Genomic DNA, 14,758 nt, shown 5'->3' on the forward strand with positions numbered 1-14,758 from the left:
GCAGGCCCTTCCGATGCGTGCCGGCCGCCTGCCTGTTCAAGCATGCCGGCCGGAGCCCGCTTTAAGGATACACGAGCGAGAACGTCGCGTCGGCCTTGTCGGTGGCCGTCGTCACGGGCTGCAGAACCAGCTCGTAGTTGTAATGCCGGATATACCGGTCGGGGTAGTTGTAAGAGCGCAGGGAAACCTTGGCGCCGTCGGCAAGACCCGCGGTCATCGTGAAGGTCGCGTCGCCCTTGAACGCCGTGCTGCCGTCATTCGCCTGCTGCTTCAGCACGTAGTTGTAGTGGCGCAGATAAGTACCCGGCTGGTTCACGGACTCGAAGGATACGGCCTTCGGGTCAGCCAGCCCCGGCACGATGCGGTACTGCGAGTCCTCGAGCGGCGCAACGTTCGCGTCGATGCGCATCGTCTCCCCGCTGTGCCGGATGTAGCGGTCCGGGTAATTATGCGACTGAAGACGGTAAGGCCCCCACTTGGCCGCCTTCAGCCGGTCCAGCTCGCTCTGGCTTACCTCGAACGCCGTGGCATGCCGAACGCCGGCCGGCAGGGTGAACGTGCCGGAAGCAAGCTTGGTCCAGACGCCGCTGCCGAGATCCGTCGTGGTCCAGGCGCCGAAGACGCCGCCGCGGGAATAGTAATCGGCATAAAGGTACCACCGGTTCTCGCTGCGCGACTTGATCACGAACGGTCCCTCCGTCCCCGTCTCGGTGATGGCCCCCGTGTAGACGGAGAAGGAACCGGGGGTCAGCGAGGCCGACCGCGCCGCCAGAATGCTTTTGGGTGTCGTGCCTGTGGAGCGTTCATCCTTGAAGAAGAGGTAGTTCGTGCCGTTCCACGGATGGATGTGGCTGTCGATCACATCGTACCCCGGGTCGTAATAGACGCTCGGCGCCGTAACCGTCTTGAAGTCCGAGGTATAGTTCACGTACGTGCGGTTGCGGTCCGTATTGCCCGACCAGATGATGCCGTACTGACCCTTCGCCGCATCCCAGAAAAACTCCGGAGCCCACGTATGCATGGCATTCGTATTCATGCGGACCAGCCTGCCGTTCGTCCAGCGGATGAGATCGGCCGAGTCATAGACCATGATGTACTCGCTGTTCCAGTTGTCGGTACCGAGCAGAACGAAGGTGCCGTCCTGCTTGCGCCCGACGTACGGATCCCGCATGTGCTTCGTGCCGATCGCGGGCCGGAATACCGGCTGGTTGCCGTTCAGCGCCGTCCAGTTCAAGCCGTCCGTGCTGTAGGCCAGGTGCAGGCTGTCGTCATACGGCACGCCCCCAAAATAAGAGAGTACATACCCTGCCGGCGGGTCAGCCGCCTGTACCGTTCCCGGCACGGCCGCCCCTGTGGACAGCAGAGCCAGCACCAGGGCCCATGCAAGCACGATTCTGCCCCATCTGTGTTTCATCTTCCTCTCCTCCTTCAATAATGCAGTCTCTTCGCCAGAGCTGCAGGATGGCCCGCCGGTTCCGGGCCGTTTCATTCCGGCCCGTATCACCTTCCTTTCCTGAAGCTGTTTCCATTGTATAAGCGCTTTCATTAATTGGAAATAGATCCCTTTTCGATAAAAGTGCATTTTCTTACGATTGCCGGTTCCCTGCCCGTCCCAAACCGAGTACACTGGTAAAGCAGCTATGCGACCATACGATCGAGACACGAAGGGGATCGAACAACCGGATGGACGAACACGAATCATGGTATTCCAAGAACCGAAATGAGGATGAGCCCGAGAGCCGCACGGTCAGGCCCTGGATGCGTTACTGGGCCCGCTCTCTGGATCTATTGCTGTGGGCGGCGATACTGGAAGCTCTCTTTGCGGCCTTACCGGCGTTACCGGACTCGCCCCTCATCCCTGTTCCCAAGCTTCTGCTCCCGGTACTCTTCGCCCTGCTCTGGCTCCCTGTGGAAAGCCTGCTGCTCTCCACCTGGGGCACGACGCCCGGCAAGCTGCTGTTCGGCGTGAAGGTGCGGCGTACGGACGGCGGGAAGGCCCATCTTCCGCGGACATTCCGGCGCAGTATGCTGCTGCTGTGGCGTGGACTGGGCCTCGAGATCCCCGTGATCTCCATGCTCACCATGCTGAACGCGCACCACGAGCTCCACCGGCACGGACAGACCTCGTGGGACCGGGATACCGGCCTGCAGGTACAGTACCGCATGAAGTCCTGGGGAGATACGCTCGTGGTCTGGGTGCTGATTGTGCTCCTGGTCTATGCCAGGCTGTACTACCTGCTTCAGGGATGGGCCTCCTTATTCACCGCCCCGGCGCGAGGTCCATACAGACCAAAAAGGCCTCCGTCACTTCCGGAGGCCTTTCAGCTGGGGTATTCCTTCCCTCGTCGTCCGTTCATCAGGCGAACCTCAGCTTGAGAAACATCGTGATGCCCTGCGCCACCAAACGAAACCAGCCGATAGCCGAGATCCAGAGCGGAATACTGAGTAACATGCCGTATACCATACCTACCGAGAATCTGCTTTCCATATGCCGCACCTCCGCGTTTTGTCCTATCCCCATGCGGTTCTCTTTGCTGTTACGCTTACTATATCAAAGGCCTATTTGGAATGATTTAGGGATGTGTTAGGAAAGATTTAGTTTTGAAAGCGTTTTTAACTTGTGTTATGTACCTATTAACCTCATTTGGATAGAACAAAACCGGCACCCTTCGATGCCGGCTCTGTGTTTGAGTCCGTAGATGGTAAAAAGTTCAGGTGAAGCAGCCCCCGGTGCTTAAGCCTCGGGAACCCGGTTTTATTTCTCGTACAGCTCCAGGGGCAGACCGTCCGGGTCGGCGAAAAAGGTAAACCGTTTGCCCGTCGTTTCATCCACGCGGACCGGCTCCACTTCCACCCCATGCCGCGTCAGCTCACCTACCGCCTGATCGATATCATCGACCTCGAACGCCAGGTGCCTCAGCCCTCGGGCTTCCGGGTAGCTCAGGCGCTTCGGCGCATCCGGGAAGGAGAACAGCTCGATCTGCGCTCCCCCTACCTGCAGGTCCAGCTTGTAGGACCTGCGCTCCGCACGGTACGTCTCGAGAATGATCCGGAGTCCGAGAATTTCGGTGTAAAATTTCTTCGATACCTCATAGTCCGAACAAATGATGGCGGCATGATGAATTTGGTTGATCTGCAGCATCTGTGATTCCTCCTTAGTAGCTGATGAGGGACGCCATGAGCAGTCCGGAAGCGAGGCTCAGGCAGAACGAGAAGATCCCGACGGACACATTGCCCTTCGGTATTTCGGCCAATACCTTGAACGGCGTAAGCAGCTCGAACAGGTAGAAAATGATGATCTGGAACGCAATGCCGACCAGGCCCCAGATCACGAGATCGAGGATGCCCACCGAGTGATAGACTGCGGAGGCGAGCACAAGCACCTGGCCGATGATTTTGCCGCCCAGGTCATAAGCGGCCGCCTTGCCCGCCGCGACCTTCGCCGGATCGCTCAGCTCCCCGCCGTCGCGGATCAGTTTGAACTCGCTGTACGGCGTCGTCAGGTTAAAGAACAGGATGCCCACCCCGACGAGCGGCACCGTAACCGCCAAATAGATCAAAAAATTCAAAATGGTCCCGAACTGGTCCATTTCTCCAACCCCTTGCTTATGTATTGTGCGTCAGCCGGGAACCCGCGGGCTTCAAGATCCTGCGGACTCCCGGGCCCTTTTTACGCCAAGGCGCAGGGCAGATAATACGATAAATTGCCGGTAATCCGGCCTCCCACGCGGGCCACGACCGCGGAGCCCTGCCCGTCGATGAGGAAGCAGCCCCAGAGCAGGCTTCCCCGGTACGGCCCGGCCAAGGTCTCGACCTCGACCTCGGGCAGCGGCGCGTACTGCTGGTAGACCATGGGCTGGTGCCCATACTCTTCGTCCCCGCTCGCTTCGGCTGCGGCTCCCTTTTCGTAGATGGTTACCCCGCTGCCTTCCCGGCCGAGGATCGGCTTGGAGACATAGGCGGAGCCTTCGGCGAAGGCCGGCTCAAGATACGTCGGCAGCATGTAGCGCGAGATCGCCTCATGCTCCTCTTCCGTATAGAACTCCCCGGCCTGGTGCAGATTCCAGATCAGCGCCTGCAGCGCCTTGGTCTGCGCCGCAAAGCCTGAGGGCGGATTGATCACCGCCAGCTTCCTCTCCGCGATCAGCCGGAGCACATGCTCTCCTGTCGGATAGCCGTCGGTGTCCCGGTCCTCGGCCAGCTTCTCGATGGCATGCAGCCGGTACAGGATATCGACAGGCACCGGCTCGCCTTCGCCGGGCTTCTCCGCCCACAGCCGCTCCCCCTGCACGCGCAGGTCGGCAAGCGGCACGAACTGCGCGCCCTCCAGGCTGCTGTTGGCCAGCAAATATTTCGTCGTGCCCGCATCCTCCTCGTGCCAATCCAGTGCCGAGAAGAAGATGTGCTCCGCCGGGTACCCCGCCGTGCGGTACAGGTCCAGCATCCGGCCGAAGGCCTTCGGCAGCATGGCCGCGCAGCCCGCGTTGGGGTCCCGGGCCCCGTACGCCGCACAGACCCGGCCGTTCACATGGAAGGCCTCGACGATCCCGGTCGGCGTATCGCTGTTGAACTCAAGCATCTTGAGCCCCTGGGGCGTTTCGGCAAAATCGAACCGGCCGATCAGGGTGGCCTTCTCCCCGTCGAAGCGCAGCCGTATGGCCCCGAACGCCGCCTCCGGGAGGCCGAGCTCCCGCCACAGCTCCTCCCCGCCCTGCTGCACCGTCTCTACGGTCCGTGCATAGAGGCGGCCGAGCTTCTCCGCCGCCCCGCGCATCTCCGCGAGCAGCTCGGGGCTTAGGCGGTGCAGACCCGCCAGCGCGTATTCCTGCTCGTACATGACGTCCCAGGTAAAGACGCCTTCGCTCCGGAGCGCGCCGTACAATGCATCCCGGCGCTCCTTGTAGCTCCTGCGGGAGAAGCCTGATATTCCTTCTTCCATGCGTTCTCCCTCCTTGCAAACTGCGGCTTCTTCACCCGGTTCCGGTCCTCAGGAGCTTGAGCTCCCGCTGGAACCGATACCGCCCTTGGAAATCCCTGAAGAGCTTCCCGAGACGGTGCCGGAGGACGATGCCTTCGAGCTGCCGTAATAATAATGAGAGGAGGAAGAGCTTCCGCCCCCTCCGTCATCGCAGTACCCGTCGCGGTTGTTGTCCACGCAGTCCCGCGAGTCGGAACATCCTGCAGCCCCTCCGAGCACTAACGTGGAAGCAACGAACAGCTTCACCATCCGGTGCGTCCTGCTGCCCTTGTGCTGTTCCATTTTCACTGTCACTCCTGTCTTTGCGGCTCATCTTGACCGCTGCCGCTGCGGTGCCGTCCGTTCTATACCGGGACGGCGTAATACACATACGTCATCCGATCTTCGTCGATCTCCGCCGAAGTCCGGTACCACTCGCGTCCGTCCGTATACAGGTAATTCGCCTGCAGGTGGAGCATCGCCTCCAGCGTATCCCGGAACGTATAGGAGTAGATCAGCGGATAATCCGCCGTCCCTTCCCTGTACTCCCTGAGCTCCATGCGCACACCGGCGAATCCGCGTGCCCCCGGCGCGCCCCAAGGCATGGTCCGCTCGTCCTCGGCTTCCTTCACGTAGACCACATAGCAGCCGGTCTCCACCGCACACGACGTTTTCTCGTACACACGGCCGTCCTTGACGAAGTAGTCGCAGGCGAACCGCAGCGCCGCTTCATCCCGGCCGATCCTGTCATAAGAATACAGCACAGGGAACGTCCGGCTGCCTTCCTCATACAACCGATACTCCAATCGGACCACTGTCCCTCCGCTCCTTTCGCCATGTCGCTCCCTAACCACACCTACCAATACGCACGTTTGCCGCAAAAAGTTGCGTTTTTTCCAGCTGTCCCCTCACAACCCCGTCGTCCGCGCTCCCCCTCCACAGCAAAAAAGCGTGCCTCCCGCAAGGAAGCACGCCTTGATCCAAGCCTGATTAGAAACCGAAATAATTCTTCGCATTGTTGTACGAGATGTTCTGTACCATCGTGCCGAGCAGCTCCATGTCGTCCGGCGCTTCGCCGTTCTCCACCCATTCGCCGATCAGGTTGCACAGGATACGGCGGAAATACTCGTGGCGGGTATACGAGAGGAAGCTGCGGGAGTCCGTCAGCATGCCGACGAAGCGGCTCAGCAGGCCGAGGTTCGCCAGCGCCTTCATCTGGTCGATCATGCCGTCCTTGGTATCGTTGAACCACCAGGCCGAGCCGAACTGGATCTTGCCCGGTACGCCGCCGCCCTGGAAGCTGCCGATGATCGTGCCGAGAACGTAGTTGTCCTTCGGGTTCAGGGAGTACAGAATCGTCTTCGGCAGTGCATCTTCACTGTCGAGGGCATCGAGCAGTCTGACGAGCGGCTGCGCAATGTCGCTGTCATTGATGGAGTCGAAGCCGGTGTCCGGACCGAGCTTGCCCATCAGGCGGGCATTGTTGTTGCGGTGGGCGTTGATGTGCAGCTGCATCGCCCAGCCGAGCTCCGCGTACAGCTTGCCGAGGAACACGAGCGTATACGTCTTGTATTTCTTCTCTTCCTCAAGCGATACCGCTTCACCACGGAGCGCCTTGGCGAAGATGCCGGCGGCTTCTTCCTTCGTCGTCTCGGCATATGCTACGTAGTCAAGCGCATGGTCGGACACCTTGCCGCCTACGGAGTGGAAGAAGCGGACGCGGGATTCGAGTGCCGAGAGCAGGCCGTCATAGTCGTTCACGGACTGGCCGGACACTTCCGCCAGCTTCTGCACCCACGGCAGGAACGTAGGACGGTTGATCTCGAGGCCCTTGTCCGGACGGAACGAAGGCAGCACCTGTACGTCGAAATCCGGAAGATCCTTGATTTTGACATGGTATTCGAGCGAATCGATCGGATCGTCTGTCGTACAGATCACGCGCACGTTCGATTTCTTGATGAGGTCTCTTGCGCCGAAGCCTTCGCCGCTGATCTGGGCATTGAGCTTCTCCCACAGCTCGGGGCCGCTCTTCTCGTTGATGAGATCCGAGATGCCGAAGAAGCGCTGCAGCTCCAGGTGCGACCAGTGGTAGAGCGGGTTGCCGATCGTGTGCGGCACGGTCTTCGCCCAGGCCAGGAAGCGGTCGTAATCGGTCGTGCCCTCGCCGCCGGTCACGAGGTTCTCCTCGGCGCCGTTCGAGCGCATCGCTCTCCACTTGTAGTGGTCGCCGTACAGCCAGGCGTCGGTGATGTTCTTGAACGTCTTGTTCTCGTAGATCTCCTGCGGGCTGAGGTGGCAGTGATAGTCGATGATCGGCATTTCTTTGGCATAGTCATGGTACAGTCGGACAGCGGTTTCATTCGTAAGCAGGAAGTTCTCGTCAAGGAACTTTTTCATCTGATTTCCACCCATTTCTTAATAATGTTAACGTGAACAATATATCTCTATGTTAACCCGAACCCGCAAGAATTGCTACACCATTTTTGTGATTTTGGCTTTGAACCTCTCCTATCTTGCGCTTCCTGCCGTCCCTCCTTCCGAGGGGTGCGGTAATGTGCTTCGTGAATGTCCAGAGGGAGATATCCGCGCTCCGGGGCAGGACGGCGGGGGAGCCTGCGAAAAAGCCGTACGGCACAGGACCGTACGGCTGTCTTCTTCAGGCGTGGGAGGCTGCGGAGCCCATCGCGATGTAGATCGCCATAAGGCCGAACAGCAGCACCACGAAATTCACAAGGACGAACAGGCACCGCAGCACCGGGGAGCGGTGGAACTGGAACGGCGACCGGAACACCCCCTGCCCCTCGATCAGGAACATGATCAGCAGCGTGTGGACGATCGTGTGGCCGACGATCTCGCGGAACCCGAACACCGTCGTCGTCGTGATGAACACCAGGGTGACCACCAGCGAGATGAACCGGTTGAGGATGCCGACGATGAACGTCCACGCCAGCCCCAGCTCGATAAAGGCGCTGATGAGTACGAAGTTCTCCATGCTGAACCCGAAGGTCGGGATCTGATATTCCTCCATGATCCCGTAGGCGAGCTGGGGCAGCGTCATCTTCTCGAGCCCCACCCAGGCGAGCGACAGCCCCGTGAACAGGTACAGCACCGGCGTAGCCGTAGGCCGCCACCGGGTCTGCGCTACGAGGAGGTAGTAGATGATCCCGATGTAGAACATGTAGTCCAGGCCGTGGAACAAGCCGTAATCGGCCAGCGCATGGACGTACAGGACGGCGAGCGCCGCGCCGCTGACGATGAGCGTCCTCGGCGAGAGCAGGCCGGCGAACGCGAGGATCAGGAGCGCGGTGACCCAGTAGCCGTCCGCGGCCAGCTCCGGGGCGAGATACGTTCCGGTTACGAGCTGCAGCAGCAGACCGGCGCCCAGACCGATCCGCAGGATGAGCGTCTCGTACGGCTTCCAGCGGTCGAGCACCGCGTGGACTCTGCTGATCAAGGGCACCCGCTCCAGCGGCTCGTTGAACAGTGCGGAGAGCAGCAGCCCGGCGAGGGTGACGCCCAGCCAGAACAAAAACGCAGGCGTAATCACCTCGGCCATCGGCACGGGGACCTCTTTGCCATGGGGAACGAACCATTTTACATGGGGGTACAGACCGGGAAACAAACCAAGGTGGATCATGCGCAGCAACCTTTCCGGGAAGCGTCTTCTAAGATACGCTTAGGATATCCCCTTTGCCGGAAAACATTGTACGGCGAACCATCCATCTTGGCGGCCGGGAAGACGGCCGGGGAAGAATATCGGGCAGCGCACCGCCCGGCGGCGGCAGCGTGCCGCTCCGGCTGCTCTCCGGCCGCGGCAGGGAGAAGCCCCCTCCGGCCCCCCGGCCTGCTGTGCCCCTCCCTGTCAGGCGCCTCCGTCGTCCTTTTTGAACAGCCCCGCCACATACCGGGACAGCCTGACGCTGATCTCCGAACGCACCACATCGCGCGTCATCGCCAGACGGTCCTCATAGCCGCGGCAGACGTAGCGGTAGTGGACCGCGCTGTCCACCGTCTCGTCGTCGTAGACCTTGATGCCGTGCTCGCGCAGCGACTTCTTGACGAGCACGAGGTCCATGTGAATCCGCCGCATGAGGGCGTCCAGCGCGGTCACATAGAGCTGCTTCATGGATACGGTCGAGAGCTCCATCTGGATCCGGTTCTTCTCCACGATCGTCAGCATCATCGGAAGCAGCGTGTAGTCGCGGATGAGCTCGAGCTCCTCCCTGGTCGGTACCTGCGCCCGCACCGCCGGCGCTTCCCCCGACTGGATGCGCTGCCGTTCGATGAGCTGCGCCCGGTGCTCCGGCAGCATCATGCGCGAAGATTCCCAGCGGCCGTTGCCCTGCAGCTTCTTGCTCATTTATAATGCCCCCCGATCTTGGCGCTGCGCTCGTGCGCCTGGGCGGAGTCGAGCTTGGAGGAGGCGCGCAGGAGCGCCGTGCGACCGAACCGGCTGTTGATGGCGTCGGTCACCCGCTCCAGCCTGCGAACCTTCTCCTTATTGTCGAAGAGCGTAAGCTGGTACTCGCTGTCGCTGCACAGGCCCGACAGCGTCACGCCGATCCGCCGCACCGGCTGGCCGTCCCAGTGGAGATGGGAACAGCCTCCGGGCCGATTCGTAGATCTCCTTCGTGATGTTCGTAGGATCGGGCAGCGTCGTCTGGCGGTAGAAGCCCGTTCCCCGCTCGTAATCGGCCCCCCGGGCGCCGGCGGAGATGACCCGGCCCATGTAGCCCTTGGCCCGGCACCGCCGCCCCACCTCCTCGCTGAGCTCGAGCAGGATCACGTCGATGTCCTCCTTGCGGCCGTAGTCGCGCGGCAGGGTCATCTGGTGCCCGAGCGCCTGCTGGTCGTCGAAGAGGGTGCGCGGACGCACGGGACTCGGGTCGATCCCCCTGGCCGTCTGCCAGTACAGCTCGGCCTGGATGTCGCTGTTCTTGCCGAAGCGCACCCGCATCCGCCGCTTCAGCTCCGCGAGCGGCAGCTTCGCAATATCGCCGATCGTATGGATGTTCATCCGGGCAAAATGCGCGGCCATCCGCGAGCCGACGCCGTACATTTTCTGCACCGGCTGCTCCCATAGAAGCTCTAGCCCCTCCTCGTCCAGCGTGAATATGCCGCTCTTGTTCTTCTTCGCCCAGATGTCGGTCGCCATCTTCGCCAGCATCTTGTTCGGTCCGATCCCGACCCGGGTCCACACGCCCGTCTCCACCTGAATCTTGTGCTGGATCTGCCGGGCAATCTCCTCGGCCGAGCCGAAATAGGAAAGCGAACCGGTCACATCGAGGAACTGCTCGTCGATGGAGAAAGGCTCGACAAGGTCCGTGAACGATTCGTAAATTCCGGTAATCTGTATGGAAATGTCTATATACGTCTGCATCCGCGGCCGGACCACAATCAGCTCCGGACACTTGCCCAGCGCTTCCCCGAGCCGCTCGGCGGTTGTGACCCCGAATTCCTTCGCCACCGGACAGGCTGCAAGAATAATGCCTGACCGGCGGGCCGGATCTCCCGCCACGACGAGGGGCCGGTCCTTGTATTCGGGATGAGCCGCTTTCTCGACGGAGGCATAGAATGACTGACAATCTGCAAGCAGAATAACACGCTGCATAGAAACCCCTCCAAACGGGAATATACGTTCGTATGTATTGTATACAGGATACCGAACAAATATTCGTATTTCAAGAGGAAATAATTGCAAATAGGCTCTCTTTCGTTCTTGCTGCCGGAACAGCGTACGCCAAAAACCCCTGTTCCCGAAAGGACAGGGGCCGGCAGGAGGCCGTCAGAAGAGCCGCAAGCACGCGTGGTGAGCGCATTCGATCGACAGGACGTTACGAGTAAAACAGCAGCTGCGGCCTCACGCGAGGCCGTCTGCAGGCAGCCATCCGCCTCAGAAGCCCGGCTGCACCTTCACCTGCTCGTGCACGATCAGGGCCTCCGCGTTGCCGGCGCCGTTGTTGCCGGACACGACGGTGTCTTCGCAGCCGGCCGCCAGCCGGATGCCCGCCTTGGTGCAGGCCATGAGCATGTTGCCGGACACGAGGTTGTAGCGGCAGAGCGCTCCGTCGCCCGATGCGGACGGCTCGAGCAGGATGCCGACCTCGGCCCGGCGGACCACGTTGCCGGTCACGACCGCGCCGTCGGCGTTCGCCAGCACGAGGCCCCGCGGCACCGAGTCGATCCGGTTGCCCGAGAGGATCGTGCCCGACAGGCGGCCGTCGAGCGACTTGCCGTCTCCCTCGAGCACGATGCCGGCCTCCGAGGCCCGGGCGATGTCGTTGCCCGCCACCGTATTGTCCACGCAGTAGCCGCGCAGCACGATCCCCTGCTTGCACGACGAGCGGTCCTTCGCCAGGCCTGCGGCCGACACGGTGTTATCCGTGATCCGGTTATGCGTGCAGGATTTGCTCGAAGAGGACAGCACGATGAAGGCATCGGCGCTTTCCTCAAGCAGATTGCCGTCCACAGTGCTGGCCGAACAGCCGGCATACAGGTACACGCCCGGCTTCTTCAGCCCGCGGAACCGGTTGGCGCGGATCTGCAGATGGGCGCCGCCTTCCGCCGCAATGCCGTACCCTTCGTAGAAGCTGTCCGAGGACAGCAGGTTACGGAAGGAGCAGCCCTCCACGGTCACATGACGGCTGTCCACGAGCCACATGCCGTTCGGAATCGAGGCGAACGTGCAGTTCTCGATCCGCACTTCCTCGCAGTCCGACAGGTGAATCCCCTTCTCCGCCGCCTCGAACGAGGCGGCCTCGGTCAGGGTGCCGACGCCCTCGAAGCCGATGCCCTCCACCGCGATATGCTCCGCGCCCGATACGCTCACGAGCGGAAGGGCATACCTCATGCCCTTGAGCACCGAAGCCTCGGGGCCGTCGCCGACCAGACGGATCTTCGAGCCGAGCGTGACCGGCCCCGACAGCAGGTACCGGCCCGAAGGCACGTATACGACTCCTCCTCCCGCCCGGTTTGCCGCTTCCACCGCCGAGCGGAACGCGGACAGATCGTCCTGGAACCCGTTCCCCTGGGCGCCGTAGGTTTTGACGTTCAGCCAGAGCGGCGTCTCGCTCACTACAGCCGGGGCGGCGGCCGCCCCGACCCGCGGCGCACCGGCAAGCATCCAGCCGGCCGCGGCGGTTCCCATCACCGTCAGCAGCTTGCGCCGCGACAGCCCTTTTTTGTCATCCGATTGTGAATCCGATCCCGACATGTCGATCCCCCCACCAACTGGCCCCGGACTGCGGGGCTCTTCTCTTGTTCATTTACTGTGTCTATGTCATCCTGCTTCTCTCGTCCATTCAGCAGTCTCTCACGGCTGTCTCTATCTCCTATTCTATCATAGAGACCCGGCCCGGGAATACCGGAGGAGGGGGGCTGCATGAATTTACCGCCCGGCCAGAAGCGGGGGAAGAAGCCGGGCATACTGCAGATGGGCATCGCGCGTAACGCCCAGGTGGGCGGAGGCCGTGTACTTCGGCTTGAGCTTTTCGAGGATGCTCCCGCTGCGCAGCGAGAGGTCCATATCCGCCGTAAATCCGGCAATAGGCCGCTGGAGCCGTCCGAAATAGCGGGTAAACAGATCCCCGGCCAAAAGGATGTCATCCGCCTCGTGATAGAACACCGTATGCCCCGGACTGTGCCCCGGCGTCCAATAAGGCTGCAGCCCCGCGTACGACGCCTCCGGGCGCAGAGCCGTCAGCTTCTCCTCCGGCACCGGCGGAGCATAGCGGGCCCACACCCCCTCCCTCAGGGAACGGTAGGACCGGCTCCCCGTGAGGAACGGAATCTCTTCGGAGTGAACGAGAATCGGAACCTCGGGGTACGCTTCTATGAGCGGCGGCAGAATGCCGATGTGATCCTGATGGCCGTGCGTCAGCAGCACACGCCGCAGCGGCAGGCCGGCGAAGGTCTCCTGGAGCGCCTTCCGGACCCCCTCCCACATCGGCAAAACCCCCCCGTCCACGAGCGTAATGCCTTCTTCCTCCTTCACGAACCAGATCATCACAGGTACGGGAAGCCATACGGATCCGCCCCATACGTGCGGGGTCAGCTGCTGCAGTTTCATGCTCTCTCCACCTCTCCATTTTATACTGATCGGTACATAATCGGACAAAAAAAGGGTTAGCGAAAACAACGCATGCTTAGACGGTATGACGCCGTCCGCCTCCCACCGAAGCCAGGAGTTTGTTTTTGAGCAGCAGGGGAGCGCTGTATGCGGGTAGAAGGTTGATCGTGAGGCCCCGTATCGGAAAGTGCGGCTGGGTCGCCCGAGGTGACGGATCCCGCCCCCTTGGGCGGATTCAAGCCTTCGGGAAGAATACGGCGGAACGCCCCTCTGACCGGAACCGGCGGGGCTTGGGATGAATCAGGAAGCCCTCCTGCGGTAGAGGGCGATGCCCTTATTCACGGTAACTCTGGCGGATCGCGGATCCAAGATAGCGGAACTCAGGTATCTTATTGGGATATTTCCCGTTCTTTCCCGGCGAATAGCGGAACTCAGATGCCTTATGCGGGGCCGGTAAGCCCGGAAACCGCTTCGATCTCACGAATAGCGCATCTGCGTTCCTCTATTCTCAAAAGTGCTCCGGCAGCAGGGGAAATAACGCATCGTACTTCCGCTATTGTCTTGGATAGCCTGCATGAACGTCCCCACTTCGCAAGAACACTTACAGGCCCATTACGACTTCCTGCCTGTTAGGACTATGAGGGGATGCTCCGTGCTCTGCCCCGCCCCTTCACGCCCCGCCGGTTACCGCCGCAAGCGTCCGCTCCACCGCGTCTTCGAGCAGATCCTGCGGCGGATCGCTCTTCAGCAGCAGCGAGAAGCCCCCGAGCGCCATCGTCAGGAAGCGGGCGTTCGCCCTGACCTTCGTGTCCGCGGGAAGCTCTCCGCGCTCCACCGCTTCGGCCAGGACGCCGGCGAACAGGCCGGCGAGGCGCTCCTGAAAGCGCCGGCCGTCCGCCGCCAGCTCCGCATCCCTTCCGGCCAGCTCGGCCATCGTGTTCACGAACAGGCAGCCGCGGCGTGCGCGGGGATCACGGCCCATCTCCACCACCTGCCGGAACACCTCGAGGAGGCCTCCGAGGCCCGGCCCGCCTTGGGCTGCAAGCTGCCGAATGCCCTCATAGTAGTTCTCCTGGTACAGGTTCAGGCACCGGAGGAAGAGCTGCCTCTTGCCTCCGAACACGGCGTACAGACTCGGACGGTTGATGCCCATCCGCTCCGTGAGATCGCTCAGCGAGGCCGCCTCATAGCCGAGGTCCCAGAACACCTCGAGGGCCGCTCCGAGCGCCTGCTCCTCGTCAAACTCCCTTGGCCGTGCCATCCTTCACGCCTCCATTATGTACTGATCGGTATATAATGAATCATACCGCAAGATGGCCTTCTTGGCAAGCGGCGTTTGAACCTCCCCCCTTCCCCGGAACGACGCCCTCCCTTCCTTGGAGGCAGAACCGAATCGGGCCCCTCCATGCTTATCCTGTAAAAAAAGCACGCTCCGCCTCAGCGGAACATGCTCCACAATTTGATCAGATGAAATGTATTGCTCGGGTCGATCTTCTGGCTGATGACGAAATTCACGAGATGCTCCGTCTGCTGATCGGTGACCCTCTCCCCGAGCGTCTTCGTCAGCAGGCCGACGAAACGGCGCACCTTCGCCCGGTCCTGGAGATCGTACTTGGTGACGCCCTGCAGAATCATCTTGACGCGTTCCTTCGTCTCCGGGTTCTTCATCTTGAATTTGATCCGCTCCACCTGGGCCGGATCGAAGCCGTGCTTCGTATAGCTCATGCCCTGCA

At 61.4% G+C, this 14,758-nt stretch carries 15 protein-coding genes and 1 pseudogene; 1 reads left to right on the forward strand and 15 read right to left on the reverse strand.

All coding sequences use genetic code 11. From position 1 onward, the window contains the following. Nucleotides 1–61: 61 nt before the first annotated feature. Nucleotides 62–1,414 carry a glycoside hydrolase family 43 protein gene (locus PM3016_RS25540; protein ID WP_014371449.1) on the reverse strand — a complete coding sequence of 451 codons (1,353 nt, stop codon included), beginning with the start codon at nt 1,412–1,414 and terminating at the stop codon, nt 62–64. 269 nt (nt 1,415–1,683) lie between these two features. Here PM3016_RS25540 and PM3016_RS25545 point away from each other — a divergent pair, with 269 nt between their 5' ends. Then, the gene (locus PM3016_RS25545; RefSeq protein WP_014371450.1) at nt 1,684–2,376 is read left to right on the forward strand and encodes an RDD family protein; all 693 of its coding nucleotides are present in this window, start codon (nt 1,684–1,686) and stop codon (nt 2,374–2,376) included. Here the strand turns inward: PM3016_RS25545 and PM3016_RS40920 are convergent. The 14 genes and pseudogenes from PM3016_RS40920 to PM3016_RS25610 all read right to left on the reverse strand — a co-directional run bounded on the left by PM3016_RS40920 (nt 2,357) and on the right by PM3016_RS25610 (nt 14,750). Continuing rightward, complete coding sequence (locus PM3016_RS40920) at nt 2,357–2,488, reverse strand: hypothetical protein (protein ID WP_014371451.1); 132 nt, start codon at nt 2,486–2,488, stop codon at nt 2,357–2,359. The two genes, PM3016_RS25545 and PM3016_RS40920, sit on opposite strands and share 20 nt — an antisense overlap. Before the next feature lie 267 nt (nt 2,489–2,755). Continuing rightward, the gene (gene gloA2, locus PM3016_RS25550) at nt 2,756–3,142 is read right to left on the reverse strand and encodes an SMU1112c/YaeR family gloxylase I-like metalloprotein (protein WP_014371452.1); all 387 of its coding nucleotides are present in this window, start codon (nt 3,140–3,142) and stop codon (nt 2,756–2,758) included. A gap of 13 nt (nt 3,143–3,155) precedes the next feature. Then, nucleotides 3,156–3,590 carry a DUF350 domain-containing protein gene (locus tag PM3016_RS25555; RefSeq protein ID WP_014371453.1) on the reverse strand — a complete coding sequence of 145 codons (435 nt, stop codon included), beginning with the start codon at nt 3,588–3,590 and terminating at the stop codon, nt 3,156–3,158. Nucleotides 3,591–3,670: 80 nt separating this feature from the next. Next, entirely contained in the window at nt 3,671–4,939 is a 1,269-nt protein-coding gene (locus PM3016_RS25560) for a glutathionylspermidine synthase family protein (RefSeq protein ID WP_014371454.1), read from the reverse strand. A 48-nt stretch (nt 4,940–4,987) separates the two neighbouring features. Beyond that, the gene (locus PM3016_RS25565; protein WP_014371455.1) at nt 4,988–5,260 is read right to left on the reverse strand and encodes a hypothetical protein; all 273 of its coding nucleotides are present in this window, start codon (nt 5,258–5,260) and stop codon (nt 4,988–4,990) included. 62 nt (nt 5,261–5,322) lie between these two features. Further along, nucleotides 5,323–5,772, reverse strand: coding sequence for a hypothetical protein (locus PM3016_RS25570; RefSeq protein ID WP_013919558.1), 450 nt, complete (start codon nt 5,770–5,772; stop codon nt 5,323–5,325). 175 nt (nt 5,773–5,947) lie between these two features. Then, nucleotides 5,948–7,354, reverse strand: coding sequence for a glucuronate isomerase (uxaC, locus tag PM3016_RS25575; RefSeq protein ID WP_014371456.1), 1,407 nt, complete (start codon nt 7,352–7,354; stop codon nt 5,948–5,950). A gap of 259 nt (nt 7,355–7,613) precedes the next feature. Then, nucleotides 7,614–8,513: a hypothetical protein gene (locus PM3016_RS25580; protein WP_041619243.1), complete on the reverse strand. Its 900-nt coding sequence runs from the start codon at nt 8,511–8,513 to the stop codon at nt 7,614–7,616. A gap of 306 nt (nt 8,514–8,819) precedes the next feature. Beyond that, complete coding sequence (locus PM3016_RS25585; protein WP_013919563.1) at nt 8,820–9,317, reverse strand: YhjD family protein; 498 nt, start codon at nt 9,315–9,317, stop codon at nt 8,820–8,822. After that, nucleotides 9,314–10,568: pseudogene (locus PM3016_RS25590) on the reverse strand (DNA polymerase IV). The gene PM3016_RS25585 and the pseudogene PM3016_RS25590 overlap by 4 nt, the downstream one beginning before the upstream one ends. A gap of 282 nt (nt 10,569–10,850) precedes the next feature. Then, on the reverse strand, nt 10,851–12,170 hold the full coding sequence (locus PM3016_RS25595) for a right-handed parallel beta-helix repeat-containing protein (RefSeq protein ID WP_014371458.1): 1,320 nt from the start codon (nt 12,168–12,170) through the stop codon (nt 10,851–10,853). 174 nt (nt 12,171–12,344) lie between these two features. Continuing rightward, entirely contained in the window at nt 12,345–13,025 is a 681-nt protein-coding gene (locus tag PM3016_RS25600) for an MBL fold metallo-hydrolase (RefSeq protein WP_013919567.1), read from the reverse strand. A 670-nt stretch (nt 13,026–13,695) separates the two neighbouring features. After that, entirely contained in the window at nt 13,696–14,286 is a 591-nt protein-coding gene (locus PM3016_RS25605) for a TetR/AcrR family transcriptional regulator (RefSeq protein ID WP_013919568.1), read from the reverse strand. A 176-nt stretch (nt 14,287–14,462) separates the two neighbouring features. Next, nucleotides 14,463–14,750: a stage VI sporulation protein F gene (locus PM3016_RS25610; RefSeq protein WP_013919569.1), complete on the reverse strand. Its 288-nt coding sequence runs from the start codon at nt 14,748–14,750 to the stop codon at nt 14,463–14,465. Nucleotides 14,751–14,758 lie beyond the last annotated feature (8 nt).

It is taken from the genome of Paenibacillus mucilaginosus 3016 (assembly GCF_000250655.1).
GTDB lineage: Bacteria > Bacillota > Bacilli > Paenibacillales > NBRC-103111 > Paenibacillus_G > Paenibacillus_G mucilaginosus.

Coding starts and splice junctions, on each gene's coding strand:
- PM3016_RS25565 (WP_014371455.1), bottom strand. CDS start 5,260: ATGGAACAGCACAAGGGCAGCAGGACGCACCGGATGGTGAAGCTGTTC.
- PM3016_RS25555 (WP_014371453.1), bottom strand. CDS start 3,590: ATGGACCAGTTCGGGACCATTTTGAATTTTTTGATCTATTTGGCGGTT.
- PM3016_RS25600 (WP_013919567.1), bottom strand. CDS start 13,025: ATGAAACTGCAGCAGCTGACCCCGCACGTATGGGGCGGATCCGTATGG.
- gloA2 (WP_014371452.1), bottom strand. CDS start 3,142: ATGCTGCAGATCAACCAAATTCATCATGCCGCCATCATTTGTTCGGAC.
- PM3016_RS25545 (WP_014371450.1), top strand. CDS start 1,684: ATGGACGAACACGAATCATGGTATTCCAAGAACCGAAATGAGGATGAG.
- PM3016_RS25580 (WP_041619243.1), bottom strand. CDS start 8,513: ATGGCCGAGGTGATTACGCCTGCGTTTTTGTTCTGGCTGGGCGTCACC.
- PM3016_RS25605 (WP_013919568.1), bottom strand. CDS start 14,286: ATGGCACGGCCAAGGGAGTTTGACGAGGAGCAGGCGCTCGGAGCGGCC.
- PM3016_RS25610 (WP_013919569.1), bottom strand. CDS start 14,750: ATGAGCTATACGAAGCACGGCTTCGATCCGGCCCAGGTGGAGCGGATC.
- PM3016_RS25585 (WP_013919563.1), bottom strand. CDS start 9,317: ATGAGCAAGAAGCTGCAGGGCAACGGCCGCTGGGAATCTTCGCGCATG.
- uxaC (WP_014371456.1), bottom strand. CDS start 7,354: ATGAAAAAGTTCCTTGACGAGAACTTCCTGCTTACGAATGAAACCGCT.
- PM3016_RS25560 (WP_014371454.1), bottom strand. CDS start 4,939: ATGGAAGAAGGAATATCAGGCTTCTCCCGCAGGAGCTACAAGGAGCGC.
- PM3016_RS40920 (WP_014371451.1), bottom strand. CDS start 2,488: ATGGAAAGCAGATTCTCGGTAGGTATGGTATACGGCATGTTACTCAGT.
- PM3016_RS25595 (WP_014371458.1), bottom strand. CDS start 12,170: ATGTCGGGATCGGATTCACAATCGGATGACAAAAAAGGGCTGTCGCGG.
- PM3016_RS25540 (WP_014371449.1), bottom strand. CDS start 1,414: ATGAAACACAGATGGGGCAGAATCGTGCTTGCATGGGCCCTGGTGCTG.